Annotated in this window: 14 protein-coding genes; 2 read left to right on the top strand and 12 right to left on the bottom strand. The window is 44.3% G+C overall.

From position 1 onward, the window contains the following. Positions 1-51 precede the first annotated feature (51 nt). The 9 genes from MHH56_RS03785 to MHH56_RS03745 all read right to left on the bottom strand — a co-directional run bounded on the left by MHH56_RS03785 (position 52) and on the right by MHH56_RS03745 (position 8,163). The gene (locus tag MHH56_RS03785; protein WP_339206707.1) at positions 52-987 is read right to left on the bottom strand and encodes an ATP-binding protein; all 936 of its coding nucleotides are present in this window, start codon (positions 985-987) and stop codon (positions 52-54) included. A 1-nt stretch (position 988) separates the two neighbouring features. After that, entirely contained in the window at positions 989-1,687 is a 699-nt protein-coding gene (locus MHH56_RS03780; protein ID WP_339206706.1) for a response regulator transcription factor, read from the bottom strand. Between the two features lie 143 nt (positions 1,688-1,830). Continuing rightward, entirely contained in the window at positions 1,831-2,754 is a 924-nt protein-coding gene (locus MHH56_RS03775) for a hypothetical protein (RefSeq protein WP_339206704.1), read from the bottom strand. Continuing rightward, positions 2,723-5,152, bottom strand: coding sequence for a heavy metal translocating P-type ATPase (locus MHH56_RS03770; RefSeq protein ID WP_339206703.1), 2,430 nt, complete (start codon positions 5,150-5,152; stop codon positions 2,723-2,725). Before MHH56_RS03770 ends, MHH56_RS03775 begins: the two co-directional genes overlap by 32 nt. A 50-nt stretch (positions 5,153-5,202) precedes the next feature. After that, positions 5,203-5,406, bottom strand: coding sequence for a cation transporter (locus tag MHH56_RS03765; protein ID WP_054026361.1), 204 nt, complete (start codon positions 5,404-5,406; stop codon positions 5,203-5,205). Positions 5,407-5,511: 105 nt separating this feature from the next. Further along, positions 5,512-5,649 carry a hypothetical protein gene (locus tag MHH56_RS03760; RefSeq protein WP_339206702.1) on the bottom strand — a complete coding sequence of 46 codons (138 nt, stop codon included), beginning with the start codon at positions 5,647-5,649 and terminating at the stop codon, positions 5,512-5,514. Positions 5,650-5,838: 189 nt separating this feature from the next. Further along, on the bottom strand, positions 5,839-6,168 hold the full coding sequence (locus MHH56_RS03755; protein ID WP_076268759.1) for a metal-sensitive transcriptional regulator: 330 nt from the start codon (positions 6,166-6,168) through the stop codon (positions 5,839-5,841). Positions 6,169-6,284: 116 nt separating this feature from the next. Then, positions 6,285-7,715, bottom strand: a complete 1,431-nt coding sequence (locus MHH56_RS03750) for an MFS transporter (RefSeq protein WP_339206701.1) — start codon at positions 7,713-7,715, stop codon at positions 6,285-6,287. Between the two features lie 127 nt (positions 7,716-7,842). Continuing rightward, positions 7,843-8,163: a thioredoxin domain-containing protein gene (locus MHH56_RS03745; RefSeq protein ID WP_339206700.1), complete on the bottom strand. Its 321-nt coding sequence runs from the start codon at positions 8,161-8,163 to the stop codon at positions 7,843-7,845. Between the two features lie 329 nt (positions 8,164-8,492). Here MHH56_RS03745 and MHH56_RS03740 point away from each other — a divergent pair, with 329 nt between their 5' ends. Continuing rightward, on the top strand, positions 8,493-9,185 hold the full coding sequence (locus tag MHH56_RS03740) for a DUF2306 domain-containing protein (protein ID WP_339206698.1): 693 nt from the start codon (positions 8,493-8,495) through the stop codon (positions 9,183-9,185). Between the two features lie 62 nt (positions 9,186-9,247). On the opposite strand, the gene MHH56_RS03735 is transcribed toward MHH56_RS03740, so the two are convergent. From MHH56_RS03735 to MHH56_RS03725, 3 genes are all read right to left on the bottom strand, one after another. Further along, positions 9,248-9,679, bottom strand: coding sequence for a DUF6526 family protein (locus MHH56_RS03735; RefSeq protein ID WP_339206697.1), 432 nt, complete (start codon positions 9,677-9,679; stop codon positions 9,248-9,250). Between the two features lie 28 nt (positions 9,680-9,707). Continuing rightward, positions 9,708-10,070 carry a VOC family protein gene (locus MHH56_RS03730; protein WP_339206696.1) on the bottom strand — a complete coding sequence of 121 codons (363 nt, stop codon included), beginning with the start codon at positions 10,068-10,070 and terminating at the stop codon, positions 9,708-9,710. A gap of 93 nt (positions 10,071-10,163) precedes the next feature. Then, positions 10,164-10,997: an AraC family transcriptional regulator gene (locus MHH56_RS03725; protein ID WP_339206694.1), complete on the bottom strand. Its 834-nt coding sequence runs from the start codon at positions 10,995-10,997 to the stop codon at positions 10,164-10,166. Between the two features lie 211 nt (positions 10,998-11,208). On the opposite strand from MHH56_RS03725, the gene MHH56_RS03720 reads away from it, so the two are divergent. Beyond that, a complete protein-coding gene (locus MHH56_RS03720) occupies positions 11,209-12,294 on the top strand; it encodes a DUF3626 domain-containing protein (RefSeq protein ID WP_339206692.1) in 1,086 nt (361 codons plus the stop codon). The last annotated feature ends 50 nt before the right edge of the window (positions 12,295-12,344 follow it).

Raw genomic sequence — 12,344 nt, 5'->3', positions numbered from 1 at the left:
CGAATACCTTTATCTTATTTGTTGCTTATTTCTAACAAAAATCTTAAGTTGCTAATAGGTCATGCGCCTCAGCTTAACCGTGAACGTCGTTTTCTCAAATGGGATGCTATGCAATGTAATCTCGCCATTCATTTCCTCCACGAGTCTTTTCGTAATCGTTAAGCCCAATCCACTTCCCTGGAAAGCCTTGTTTCTAGACTCCTCCAGCGTAAACATCCTTTCAAAAACAAGCTCCTGATTTCGAGCGCTAATCCCTTTGCCGCAATCCGAAACGTCAATCCTAACATGCGAATCATCAACGCTCATAGCAATCCCAATACTCTTCCCATCGCTGCCGTAACGAATGGCATTGGACAATAAATTGCTGAGCACCCGCTCCAGCGCTTCCTCGTTCCCTAAAGCATAGATCGCTTCTTCTGGAATTTGAATATCTGCTTCATAGCCGCTTGCCTGCACCAAATCGTAAAAGGTCAAAATGCTTTTTTTGCATAGCTCGTTCATATGTATTCGCGATAGCGTAATGTCGTTGTCACCCGCTTCTAATCTAGCTAAATCGAAAAAACCGTTCATCAGCTTAATGATCTCCAGCGTTTTTTCATGAATAAGCCGCAGAAGACGTTCTCTTTCTTCAAATGCCATTTCGCGGCTGCCTTGTATCATCTCGGCATAGCCGAGCACGACGGTTAGCGGTGTTTTTAGATCATGCGAGAAGTTAGCAAGCATTTTCCTCATGGAATGATTCGTTTTGGTAAACTGCGCCAGCTTATTTTGATTATCTGTCAAGAGGCGGTTTAACTCTACCAGCAGCAGCTTCAATTCGCGATCATCTGTCATGAGGAGCAGCATTTCCGAAGAGTGCTGCTCTAGCTGTCTGCTGATCTGGTTTGTAATATACCGTAAGCCAGAGCTTCTAGCGCGCTTCATCTGATACTGAATGACATTTAAAATGGCGAGTATGACAATGATACCTACTAAACTATAAACCATATTAAAATTCTCCCAGCTTATATCCGATGCCCCATAACGTCTTTATATATTGCGGCGATGATGGATCGTCTTCGATCTTCTCTCTTAAACGGCTGATATGAACGTTTATAACATTCTCATCTCCAAAGTAATCATCGTTCCATACCGATCTGTAAATTTGCTCCTTCGTAAACACTTTGGTTGGGTTCAACGTTAGAAGCTTTATGATCTGCCATTCCTTTGAAGTAAGCTTAATCGACTTGCCCCGTTTGCTTACATCAATATTGTCCGTATCGATCGTAAGCTCATGAACACGAAGTACACTAGGCGCTGCCTGATTCCGAACACCTGAGTATTGCGTTGCTCTGCGTATCGCAGCCTTTACTCTTGCGAGCAGTTCGATCATAGAGAACGGTTTGGCCAGATAGTCATCCGCTCCGAATCCTAATCCTAAAGCTTTGTCCACATCGCCATCCTTAGCAGATAAAATGAGGACTGGAAGCAGACTATGCTCCCTAATCTTCTTCAGAAAATCAATGCCATTCAGCTTAGGCAGCATGACATCCAGCAATATTAAATCATACGTTTCCTGCGAAAATAACCGTAATGCTTCTTCACCATCTGCCGCATGTACGATATGGAAGCCTTCCAACGTCAAATAAGCCTCTACCATTTCGCTAATCGATCGGTCGTCCTCTACGAGCAATATGCGTTGTTTCAAGCCGTCCCACCCATCCTATCTATGTAAAGTTATATATTTTCAATCCATTCCCTTACTATACCATAGCCTATTTGTGTCAGATGACAGGAACATTGTCCAATAACTAAAAAAAGCCCGCGTTTTTACGCGGACTTAAGATTAGTTTATTTCACTTCAACTACAAAAGGACTGATAAACGTTTTACCGTTTCGTTGAAATTGCCCCCAAATCTTATATACACCGGCACTCGGGAAAGTCGTCATGAATTTCGCATCCGGGCCTTTCGCTTTTTCCTCCATCGGGTGTACATGCAAATACTGCTCTGTATCTTCGCTTAGAATTACAACGTGCCCAACTGCGCCTAGGTAAGGCTCTAGATCCGTTATCGGTTCTTTGGACTTCGCATCCGTAAGTTTGAAGTTTAACTCTATTTCTTTGCCGGCTTCCGAATGATTGTTTTCGAGTGTGATTTCTACCCCGTCCAGGATCACGGAATGTTCATCCGATGGTTTAATCGGTACTTGTTCAGCGGCTAGCCCTTCTACCTTAATCCATTCGGACTTCGTTGTGGCGGAGCCGCCGGTAGGAATATAGTCGGCGAATAACTTATAATCTCCACCAGAAGGGAACGATGCCGTGATTTCGAATTGCCCATTCCCTTTGTACTCCGGATGGATGTGGTCAAAAAAAGATAAATCTTTGCTGACTGCGATGAGATGAAGCTTCTTCTCGTGATTTATATCAAATGCCTCGATGGCCTTTCCGTCCGTATCTTGAATTTGTACGGTTATTACGGTGTTCTCTCCAGATTTCGGCGTTTCTTCAGACCATTTCCAAACAGCATTGGTCTCAAGCTTCTTCGTCTCGCCAGCATGTTCTTCTCCGTGAGCTCCGTGCTCTCCGGCGCTTGATGCCGCTTGAGAATTGCCGCCATGAGCACCATGATTATCTGTTTCTTGTTTATTCTGTTTTCCGCAAGCAGCAACAAGAACGAGTACAGCTAGCAATCCGATCAAATAAATTCGTTTCATTTTAGCCTCCATGATCTGAATAACTTTATACTTTTGCCCTTTGTAGACGAAGCGCATTCAGCACGACAGAGACGGAGCTTAAAGCCATAGCTGCTCCGGCGAGCCAGGGTGCAAGGAATCCAAGCGCTGCAATCGGGATCCCGATGACATTATAAGCAAGCGCCCAGAACAAGTTTTGCTTAATGTTTACCATCGTTTTCTTACTCATCGAGATCGCGTCCGGAATACTGTTCAAGTCCCCGCGCATTAAAGTAACATCCGCGGCCTCCATGGCCACGTCGGTTCCCGTTCCGATCGCCATCCCGATATCCGCAATTGCCAATGCCGGCGCATCGTTAATTCCATCTCCAACCATCGCGACCTTCTTACCGCTTTCTTGCAATCTCTTGACCTCGTTGGCTTTACCATCCGGCAGCACTTCCGCCAGCACATGGTCAATTCCAACTTGACTCGCTATGGCTTTCGCCGTACGTTCATTGTCGCCTGTCATCATCACGACTTCCAAACCGAGCTGCTTTAATCTGGCAACTGCCTGCTTTGACGTATCTTTAATCGTGTCCGCTACGGCTACCATACCAGCGTACTTCCCGTTAACCGCAACCAGCATCGCTGTTTTTCCAACCGACTCCAGTCGGCTCATTTCCTCAAAAGCGGACTCCGCGTTCACGTTAGCTTTCGCCAATAACTTTCGGGTTCCTATTAGCAATTCGTTCCCTTGAACTGTAGCTTCAATGCCAAACCCAGGTATCGCTTGAAAGGAATCTGTCGATGGGAGAGAAATACCTTGCTCTTGAATGCCAGCCACAATCGCTTCCGCTAGCGGATGCTCCGAATTTTTCTCCGCTGCAGCAATCCAGGACAAGAGCTGCTCCCGATTATAGCCTTGCTCAATCCGTACATCCGTCAATTCCGGCTTGCCTTTCGTTACCGTTCCCGTTTTATCCAATATAATAGTGTTAATGCGATGCGTGGATTCTAAATGCTCGCCGCCTTTGAACAAAATACCGAGTTCAGCGGATCGACCCGAACCGGCCATAATCGATGTTGGCGTAGCAAGACCTAGCGCACACGGGCATGCTATAACCAGAACGGCAATTGCCTTCTCCAACGCCTCTGCGAAATTGCCTGCATCAACAGCGAAGTACCAGATCAAGAAAGTGACGATTGCGATCCCTACAACGATCGGGACGAAGATTCCCGAGATCACGTCGGCTACCCTTTGAATCGGCGCTTTCGAGCCTTGCGCTTCCTCTACGACTTTGATGATTTGGGAAAGCGCCGTTTCTTTGCCGACTTTAGTCGCTCTAACTTTAAGCACGCCGTTTTTGTTCAGCGTTGCTCCAATGACTTGATCTCCTGTCTGCTTATCTACCGGGATACTTTCACCGGTTAACATCGATTCATCAACTGCCGATAACCCTTCAAGCACTACACCATCGACTGGCACTTTCTCGCCGGGTTTAACTAGGAATACATCTCCAGTTACTACGTCTTCTATTGGAATACTAACTTCCTGACCATCCCGTATGACGATAGCCGACTTGGCTTGTAAGCCCATCAATGCTTTAATCGCTTCGGAAGATCGGCCTTTCGCCAGCGTTTCGAATAATTTACCCAGCAATATTAACGTAATCAGCACGGCACTCGTCTCATAATACATCTCAACCTGATGATGTGCGGATGCATTTATTGATTCGATGGTTAAGTAAACACTATAGAAGTAGGCGGCAGATGTGCCGAGCGCTACCAATACATCCATATTCGCACTGCCATTGCGCAGCGCCTTGTAGGCTCCGACATAGAATCGGCTGCCAATAATGAACTGTACTGGGGTAGCCAATATCAATTGGAACCATGGATTCATGAAAATCTCAGGCACCCATATCCATGACGTAAAGGAGAAATGCCCAACCATAGCCCAGAGAAGCGGCAAAGAGAGAATAGCTGATACAATCAACCGGATCTGCAGGCTGCGGACTTCTTTTTTCTTATGATCGCTTTCACTCGTCTGCTCGTTCTTTGGTTTAGCTTTATAGCCGATCTGTTCGACTTTCTTGATCATATCCGCAGCACTTGTCATGGATGGAATAAATTCCACATGCGCCGTCTCCAAAGCTAAGTTTACCGTCGCTTTTACGCCGCTCATTTTGTTAAGGCCCTTCTCGATGCGCGTGGCGCACGCTGCGCAGGTCATGCCTACAATATCGAAGTCAATGGACTCCTTTACCGTACCGTATCCCAAGGCTTGAATTTTCTGTTCCAATTGGGACATGTTCACTTGAGAAGGGTCAAAGTTGACGGATGCTTGCTCCATGGCGAAGTTCACGTTTGCTTGTGCAACGCCTTCCAGCTTATTCAGACCTTTCTCTATACGGCTCGCACATGCTGCGCAAGTCATGCCAGTGATTTGTAGTGTGGCTTGTTGGTTTGATACTGCTTGATTAGAACTGCTCATGATCATCACCTATTCTTCTGTTGTATTACCATCTTATCTATGTGACTTTTTTATTTCACGACATCGTAGCCCTGTTTCTCAATCGTTTCGACAATGGCATCCAATGAGATTTCACTGTCGTCATACACTAATTCAACCAGACCTGCGGCTCGATCAACTGTCGCTTTTGCACCGAGAGTTTCGACTGCACCTTCAATCCTACGAACACAACTGCCACAAGTCATTCCTTCTACATTTAACATTACGTTTTTCATTTTTAATTCCTCCGTCTCATTTGTTTCGTTAGCATACTATACTACCCTATAGTATATTAACGGCAAAATAATAAATAATTTATTGATAACTTCCTTGAAGTTGATTCAACCGACAAGCTTAGTCACACTTCCCTTTCGCAAACGGTTCACTTGCTCCAAGGGTGCAGCCTGCATATCCGATTTTATTAGAATCGACACTTCCAAGCCGGTGAACGCTTCATCCAGCCAATGAACGAATGGCATGCCCACTTCTTCCGCACCTTTATGAGAGTGGGGTTGCTAAGGCTAATTTACGAAGAGTCAAGCTCCAACACAACCTTTGTAATTAATGGTAACAATAATTATAGAATACCCCCGTACCCTATATTTGTCAAGCGTAGTTGATGAATAAAATTTAAAAGCAAATGTACACAAGCACATTTGCTCCGATTTTCATTTCATTAGTTTATTTATTGTCGTCAGCAACTCATCAATGACTCCATGTTCACCCGATTGAATTTTTTCAACGACACAGCTTTTCATATGGTTCTCGAGAAGTAATTTTCCGACGCCGTTTAGAGCCGATTGAACCGACGCGATCTGATTGAGCACGTCATCGCAGTACGTATCTTTTTCGATTAACCCTTTGATCCCTCGAATTTGCCCTTCAATTCGGTTCAGGCGACTGGTCAGGTTTATCTTGGTCTTCTCGGAGTGATGGCTATGTTGATGGTGGTGATGATTTTCATGTCCAGCGGATGCAACCGTTAATTCATTTTCCATGGCTTATCCCCTCCCCTTATGCCCTATTATACCCCCTAACCCTATCCGATGCAAAGCTCTAATAAAGCAGCAAATCAGCCGTGAATAACACGACTGATTATTATGCTATCTCATTTTCAATTCTCTGACGTTTTCCCTTTACGGATAAAAATCAACGCAATAAGTGCACCCACGATAGCGATGATAGCTGCTCCAACGAATGCGGAGTGAAAACCCGTATTTAATGCTGCGATTTGATCGATCCCTTTATCCAGCTCCCCTTTGGTCCAGGAAGAAGATACGGCAACCATGACAGCTAATCCAATGGCTGAACCAATCTGATAGCTCATATTGGATAAGCCCGACGCCAAACCGGATTCTTCCGGTCTTGCCCCCGACAAGGAGGAAATCGTTGCCGGGATATAAGCCATTGACATGCCAAGTGCCCCGAGTAGAGAAGCCCATAGAACGTTGGTAACGAAGTTGCCATCTTCTGGCGTATTCCCCGCGAACAGCAACAATGATCCCGCTAATATAAGCATACCAATGACGAGATTTCCTTTGATGCCGAACTTGCCGACAAGCCTTCCCATGATTGCGACCATCAAGATCATGATGAGGATCGTCATCGGCACCAGAGCAACCCCGCCCATGAATGCCGAATAGTTCAAAACCTGTTGAAGATACAGATTTAAGAAAAACCAAAGCGGAATCCAAGCACCTGAAAGAGTTGCCAAAATGATATTGCTCGCAAGTAGATTTGGAGCTCTAAATATTCGTAGAGGTACGAGCGGGTCTTTTTTCTTCGCTTGCACGATCAGAAACAGAATGAACAGTACAGCAGCAATGGCCAATAGACCAAATGTTTGCGCTCCCCATCCGTTATGCTCCGAAGTGACGATTGCATATACCGCCAGCACCAACGCAGCTGTGACCGTCAGTGATCCTAAGAGATCGATGCTGCCCTTGCTTTTTGTTCCTTTTGGAAGGACATACAGACTGTACAGAATAGCGAACAAGCCAACGGGAATGTTGATCAGGAATGTCCAATTCCAACTGAGCCATTCCGTGATGACTCCTCCAAGGAAAACCCCGGCGGTTCCGCCTGCTGCTGCGGATGCTCCCCAGAAGCCGAAAGCTTTGTTTAACTCCTTAGGATTAGCGACAAAAAGTTGCATGATGATGGTCAATGCAGCTGGAGCGATTAGCGCAGATCCAAATCCTTGAATGGCGCGGCCGATATTCATCGACTCCTGGGACCAAGCTAATCCGGCTAACAGCGAAGCAAGTGACAAGATTATAAACCCGAGCATAAACATCCTGCGTTGACCGAATAGATCGGAAAGTCGGCCTCCTAGCAGCAATAATCCCCCGAAGAAAATGACATACGCATTAAATACCCATTGCAGGTTGTTTTGCGAGTAACCAAGTGCTTCTTTAACAGCTGGAAGAGCAACCCCGATGATGGATGTATCCATGATAACGATGAACTGAGCCAAGCATAGCAAGAACAATGCTTTCCATCTTAGCGGATTCACATTAGTCATAGCATTTGAATTTCCTGACATTTCGTATTCCTCCTCGATTTGATTTACATTCGTATAGTATACCCCCCTATCCTATATTGTCAACAACATTTTCCATAAAAAAACTGCTGACTTTAGATCAGCAGTAACTTGATTTGATTTAAACCCGCTATGGGATGAGTTGATTGATGGCGCCCGTTAACGTTTCTTTCGGTACAAAACCTGTCACTTTCCCGACTAGCTCACCCTTTTTGTAAATAAACAAAGCTGGTAAACTCATGACTCCCATTTGTTCTGTCACTTTCGTTTCCGTCGCTACATCCACCATGACCACCGTTACTTTTCCTGCATAAGCTAAGTCGATTTCCTCTAGAATCGGCTTCATTTGTTTACATAGCGTACACCATTCCGCCCAAAATTCCACCAAGACGGCATCCTGTTCAGAAACCAACTTATCGTAAGTGTTGTCCGTTAAATTTAAGATAGTCATTGCTATATCCCTCCTCTTGTGTAATTCACCCTGATAGGTACATAACCACCACACGCAACACACAACTTTTATTGATGAAGAATCTTAATATACTTTAACTTCATAAAATCTGACAAACACTATAATAACTCAAATACCGCCAAATTAAAATTTAAGATAAAAATCTAAAATTCTATTTATAAGTTAACATGATCTCCGTCGGAATTGAGGCAATTTGGTCTTTATCTGCGGATCGAACTATTAGACTTAAGACGTAGTCGCAGCTCCGTCGCCAGCCGCTTGAGGCGGAATAAGCTTAAATGATACATTTTCATTAACAGTAAATAACGATGAAATTCGGAGGTAAACTGATGCGTGTACGAGGAAGTGCCGGTCGTTCGTGGTCACTTGGAATATTGGCTTTCTTGGCGTTAGCAGTTGGGGCATACGCCTTGCTTTTGTACGGATCACCTGACGGCATTAAGGAGCAGGGCTTTGTCACAGAAAAAGGAAGCATGCCAGACTTATGGTACAGCGTTCTATGGGGCCATGCCGTTTCTGCTGGAATAGCGATTGCAATCGGCTGGTTTCAATTCATCAAGCGGTTTCGGCATCGCTCGCCAAAAGCACACCGCACGATCGGCTATATTTATGCTGCAATGGTTGGAATTGGCGGCATCACTGGCCTCTATCTCGCTTTTTACGCGAACGGCGGGCTGATTGCAAAAGTTGGCTTCGGCACTTTATCTATTTTATGGCTGTATTCCCTTTATCGCGCGTTAAAAAGCATCATCGTCCACCGGAATAAGGCTGAGCATGGACGCTGGATGGCGAGAAACTATGCTCTTACCTGCGCTGCAATTACACTCCGCTTGTATACTACACTCGCAGCTGGCATTTGGAAAATAACCGATACGAATGAATCGTTTTTCGTTATTGCTTGGATTTGCTGGGTACCAAATCTACTGTTTATTGAAATGCTAATGAGTAGAAAAAAGCGTATTGGCACGACGCATGAGAACGGTATATATCCAAAGATATAAACAGAAAATGAGCAAGGACGGCTAGAGCCCATCCTTGCTCTTTCCTTGTTATCGTTCTGCTTTTAAACGCGGTTATGATCCGCTCTCCAATTCGTAATCGATTTCTTGATCGTCCCGGAATTCATTCCCGCTTCAACAGCCTTCACGCATAATGCAGGAAAAGCATCATCCTCCGCAAAACGCAGAGCAATGATTTGCTGCACGCTAAGTCTTGTATCCAATGGTTTGCCTGTAAGCCTGAAATGCCGAAAGTTCTCCTCGTGAACAATGCTGCGATCCTGCAGCCTCGTTGCGAACTGACGGACAACCGCACCCAATAGAACTACACATACAGAAAGACCAAAAATTAATAGCGAAGAGAAGCTGAATTGCTCTTTAAATATATGAACAATCGACGCAATAAATAGGATAAGCGCAATGGGCGCCAGTATAAAATGATACAAAGGTGCATATTGCCCATGGTTCTCATAGCTTTGCGTTTTCACATTGCTCATAACGATTTCCCCCAATGTACTGTCTAATTCATTCTTTTTTGAAAAACTGAATCACGCCAAAAGCAAGACCTTCAGAGTCCTCACAATAAGCAAAATCGCCAATCTCGGGAATTTCCATCTTGGCGGAGGTAACTTTTCCGCCTGCCCGCTCGACCTTGCCCAAATATTCATCCAGATCCGCCACGGTAATTGAATTAACGGTTCGCAGTGCCTCTTCTGTAGAGCTGCGCATTAGTCCACCGTCAATTCCTTCCTCACCATCTTCGCCCGTAATGATTATCCAGTACCCCTCCATCATCTCTTGGAACTTCCAACCAAAAACCTCTTCGTAAAATGACATTTTTTTCTCTGGATTTCTAGTCTCTATTTCAAAATGAATAACACGTGACATAACGTTCACTCCTCTTTTTGCAGTAGTCTGATAAGACTCTACAAAAAGAATAGCTATCAACCGTGAATTTTGCTTCTTCTAGTTTGCTCTCTTTTATCCCTCCAGCCTATTAAGATAAGCTTGAACGAGAACGGGAAAGGAAATCAATATAGGCGGATCATAAAACTTTGGAGGTCGAAGGATAACATTGGATTCGCCTTTAGCTACGCCATCTGTTACAGTGATTTTCCCACTCGCCTTGCCACGCCAAGAATGCTGCGGATGCAGGTACTCATCGAGAGAAGCATCCCATGAAAATGCGATTGACATGATATAGTACGTTCCATCGGGAACATCCGGTATCACGTATGCTCCTGACTCAAAAACTATTGTGCATCCCACAGGCTTGCCCATAGGAATTGGCCTAGGAAACAAGCCAATACAAATCACGCCATGAAGCGATTCTGACGCCTTAACATGCCCCTCTATGGATGAAAGCGCCTTAATGCCCTCTGGCAAACGAATGGATCGAAGTTCATTGAGCCCAAGCGACCTGCTCTCTATAAAATGTCTAAACTGCTGCGGCGAAAGCCCGATAAAACTTGAGAATTTGGAAGAAAAGGTGCTAAAACTGCTGTATCCCACCGTTTGACCTACTTCTGTAGCTGATAAAGTAGATTTCAATAGCAGCTTTTTACTCCATTGAAAGCGAAGAGCAGATAAATACAGCCGAGGCGGAATGCCTGTGGTGGAGCGAAAGATACGATCAAAATGAAAAGGACTGTACGAAATAAGCTTTGCCAGCATTCCCGTCGAAAGAGTCGAATCTTCCATACGTTCTACCATCTGAACAATTGCTGCTTTTACAGCGACTTCATGATCAGATTCCGTCGTTTGCTTCAAGCCTGCCGTCTTTTTTTCGTAAACTTCTTGAACGGAGTGACTCACACCATTACTACCCCACCTCTGCCATGTAGTCTTCCTATTAGAATCATTAAACATGGTGACGTTGAATACTTACAACATATGTAAATCATTATACATTATATCTTTCTATTGTCAGAAAAAAATAAAGTATTTTTAATAACGCTATCTGCATTTCCCTTACTGTCCATCCTGTATTATGATTCTATAAAAAAGGGAAAGGACTCTTCTGCCTATGGAATTATCGAGGTCTCAGCAATTAGCTCAGGAGTATATAACAAATTACGCAAGAAGCTGCAAAAATGAGGTAGAGCAAACAATGAGGGAAATCCTTCAAATGTCCAGCATCGAGCTGAAGACATTTGAAGATGCTGTCTCTAAACTAAAATCTCATGCAAGCATTGCGCTGCACTTTCACCCCGATCGATTAGATCCGAACATGAAAAGCGTTGCTGAAGCACTACTTGAGCAGGGGATCTATAAAAGCCAGTTCGAAACTTTCCTATCGAATGGAAGTGTATCAGCATTTCCAGGTGGTGAACGAGACGTTTGGGAAAATAAAATGTTTGGCGGAGCGTACCAAATAAATGGCTCAACCAATAGCGAACGGCCGAAGTATGGGGCACTCAATGTCATGTTACATCCCGATGGACCTGCTCCACGGTTTGGATCATGTTATTTTCTTTTATCCGCTGAGGTCTCTCATCGTTGCACTTATACTTATTTGGATTCTCACCAAGACCCTAAGGAAAAGGGGACGTATGAGGAATTTGACCTTATTTTGGCTGCTCTCATGAGGGATGCGTTCTATAATCATTTTGCCATTGGTGAATGTAATCTGACGGTTCGAAAGTTAATCGACCATATGCTCGTCAATCTTGAGAAACCTTTCCAAAATCCATCAAATAAAGAGCCAAATCGAAATCTTGACCACTATATCGAAGCTCAGGTTCATGGTGACATTTCTCTTAAAGAAGACGTAAAGGCGCTTGTTGCCGATCCATCATTTAAGGGCACCCATACAGGACAAGTCTTAGAACAGCTATGTTTAAAGTATGCAATTGATCTTTACTGGCATAGGGGCTTTACCCTTTTAGTTGATGAGGTTCCTATGAATTTCAGAGGTCCTACGATGCCTTCACTAGCCAAAAGAATTGCGCAAAGTAATTTTATTGATGTTAATATGATTGGCGCAGCAGCCATGGACTTGAAACAAAATCCAAGTAATTGGAGCGATAGAGGAACCTACAAAGAAGTTTTGCAAGAATTAAAATTACTCTGGCATGTTTTAGTGAAATATGGAAAGCCCATGGAAAAGTGAAAGTTAGCGTACGCGGAGGTTAACAAAGGAAAATAAAAAAAGAGGAGCCC

The organism is Paenibacillus sp. FSL K6-3182, assembly GCF_037976325.1.
Lineage (GTDB): Bacteria > Bacillota > Bacilli > Paenibacillales > Paenibacillaceae > Pristimantibacillus.
The sequence above is the reverse complement of the archived record's forward strand: the minus strand, read 5'-3'. Positions and strand labels throughout refer to the sequence as shown.

Coding starts and splice junctions, on each gene's coding strand:
- MHH56_RS03785 (WP_339206707.1), bottom strand. CDS start 987: ATGGTTTATAGTTTAGTAGGTATCATTGTCATACTCGCCATTTTAAAT.
- MHH56_RS03775 (WP_339206704.1), bottom strand. CDS start 2,754: ATGCGCTTCGTCTACAAAGGGCAAAAGTATAAAGTTATTCAGATCATG.
- MHH56_RS03770 (WP_339206703.1), bottom strand. CDS start 5,152: ATGAGCAGTTCTAATCAAGCAGTATCAAACCAACAAGCCACACTACAA.
- MHH56_RS03765 (WP_054026361.1), bottom strand. CDS start 5,406: ATGAAAAACGTAATGTTAAATGTAGAAGGAATGACTTGTGGCAGTTGT.
- MHH56_RS03760 (WP_339206702.1), bottom strand. CDS start 5,649: ATGCCATTCGTTCATTGGCTGGATGAAGCGTTCACCGGCTTGGAAGTG.
- MHH56_RS03755 (WP_076268759.1), bottom strand. CDS start 6,168: ATGGAAAATGAATTAACGGTTGCATCCGCTGGACATGAAAATCATCAC.
- MHH56_RS03750 (WP_339206701.1), bottom strand. CDS start 7,715: ATGTCAGGAAATTCAAATGCTATGACTAATGTGAATCCGCTAAGATGG.
- MHH56_RS03745 (WP_339206700.1), bottom strand. CDS start 8,163: ATGACTATCTTAAATTTAACGGACAACACTTACGATAAGTTGGTTTCT.
- MHH56_RS03740 (WP_339206698.1), top strand. CDS start 8,493: ATGAAATTCGGAGGTAAACTGATGCGTGTACGAGGAAGTGCCGGTCGT.
- MHH56_RS03735 (WP_339206697.1), bottom strand. CDS start 9,679: ATGAGCAATGTGAAAACGCAAAGCTATGAGAACCATGGGCAATATGCA.
- MHH56_RS03730 (WP_339206696.1), bottom strand. CDS start 10,070: ATGTCACGTGTTATTCATTTTGAAATAGAGACTAGAAATCCAGAGAAA.
- MHH56_RS03720 (WP_339206692.1), top strand. CDS start 11,209: ATGGAATTATCGAGGTCTCAGCAATTAGCTCAGGAGTATATAACAAAT.